The following is a 1,735-nucleotide window of genomic DNA, read 5'->3' on the forward strand; positions in this document are numbered from 1 at the left end:
CGGCTGGCAGATGGCGCTGCGTTGCCCCGACGCCGCGGACCCGCGGCCGGCGGTGCTGGCCGACCACGACTGGCTGATCAACCAGCGCGGCGTGGCCACCGTCGAACGGTTCGCCGGCGGAGCGGGTGGGATTTGGTTGGCGGCCGGCGGCGGGGCCGGTTTCATCATCGGCGCGGGCGCGGTGCGACTCAGCTCGGTCGGCGTGATCGCCGTCTTGTGGTGGTAGAGCAGGCTGTACATCAACCCCAGCGCGAGGAAGAAAGTGCCCGCGAACAGCGCGACCCACGGGATCAACCTGCGTGCCCGCTGCGCTTGGGCGGTGTCGACGTAGTCGCCGTCGTGCCGGTCCGCGAGCCACGAGGCGACAGTCGGTGGGCAAGCGTCGTCCGACGTACCGTGGCCGTCCCCGTTGGTGTCCGTGTGCAGGTCGCTGTCGGCGGAGGTCAGCTTGATCTGTCCCAGTGTCTGATCCCGCAGCCAGCCGGGGGCGGGGATGAACACCGGCGCCGCGCCGAGCAGCGCGACCGGGTTGACCATGCGGCGGCGTTCTTCCTCGCAGACGGAACAGGACTCGATGTGGCGGGTGATGCGTTTGCGCATGAGCACGCTGAAGCGCCCGTCCCACCCCGCCAGGATGGTGCCCAGCTCGGCGCATTTGTCAGCGGTGTGCTGGGCGCGGCGGGCCACCAGCAGCGCACCCAGCGACGATTCGATCGTGTTGCGCAGCCGCGACACCATCTTGTTGGCGGTGCCGGGGCTGACCTCTAACGCGTTGGCCAGCTCGGGTCCGTCCAGGCCGTGTCGGTAGGCCAGCTCCAGCACCGCGCGGTCGCGGTCGCCGAGCCCGCCGGCGGCCTCGGCGACGAGGGCGGCGAGCTCGTTGCGCGCCGCCAGGGTGTCGGGTCCCGCGTCGTGCGACGCGGCCTCGGGCAGCTCGTCGGAGACCTCTTCGCGACGGCGGTCCCGGATGCAGCGCAGCGCCTCGTTGCGGGCGATGGCATACAGCCAGGGGCGGAGCCGCTCGGGGTCGCGCAGCTTGGGCAGTTGGGTCGCGGCGGAGCAGAAGACGTCCTGCACACAGTCGGCCGCGGTGTCGCGATCACGGACCATGCCGATGCAGAAGTCGTGCAGCCGGTCGGCGTAACGGTCGTAAATCATGGCAAAGGCGCGTCGATCGCCCGTCGCCGCCGCGCGGGCCAGCTCCCCGTCGCTGACGATGTCAAAGTTGGATAGTGCGGTCGTCACATCGTTTCCCCAGCCGATGAGGCGTCGGCGCCCCTCGAGCGAGAACCGACGCTGCGAATAAGTGTGCGCGCACAGCGGTGAAATAGCACGAGAAATTCCAGCTCCGTGGTGGGCGCGTGAGAGGTCAGGAGCCATACCAGCCTCGCCCGGGCCCACGAGCTCACTTGCAGACGCCCTGCACGAGGTGGTGCGGGGGCAGGCACAGCACCGGCGGCGGCGGTGGCGGCGGCAGCTTCGGCGGCGCGGGCAGCGGGGGGAGCTGCGGCGGTGCGGGCAGCGGCGGCAGCGAAGGCGGCGGCGGTAGCTGCGGCGGCGGGACCGGCACCCACACGGGCGGCGGCGGGGGCACGTTCACGACGACGACCGGGCCCTGCGGCGCGGCGTCGGGCGGGGGGCCGGGGCGGGCCGGGGGCGCGGGGTGGGGGGGGGGGGGCGGCGCGCGGCGGGGCCTTGGTCGGGCGCGGAAGGGGGGGGGGGCGGGGCCGCCGTT

1 protein-coding gene and 2 pseudogenes are annotated in these 1,735 nt (G+C 72.9%); 1 reads left to right on the forward strand and 2 read right to left on the reverse strand.

Annotation, left to right across the window (positions count from 1 at the left end):
* Positions 1-10: 10 nt before the first annotated feature.
* A pseudogene (locus A5655_RS27900) lies at positions 11-136 on the forward strand (replication protein); the annotation flags it as partial.
* A 581-nt stretch (positions 137-717) separates the two neighbouring features.
* Here the strand turns inward: A5655_RS27900 and A5655_RS28720 are convergent.
* Positions 718-1,380, reverse strand: a pseudogene (locus tag A5655_RS28720) (RNA polymerase sigma factor); the annotation flags it as partial.
* A 25-nt stretch (positions 1,381-1,405) separates the two neighbouring features.
* Positions 1,406-1,735: hypothetical protein (locus A5655_RS28725; RefSeq protein WP_231999170.1), on the reverse strand; the 330-nt coding region annotated here is incomplete at its 5' end.

The sequence above is a fragment of the Mycobacterium sp. 1081908.1 genome, assembly GCF_001673535.1.
Taxonomy (GTDB): domain Bacteria; phylum Actinomycetota; class Actinomycetes; order Mycobacteriales; family Mycobacteriaceae; genus Mycobacterium.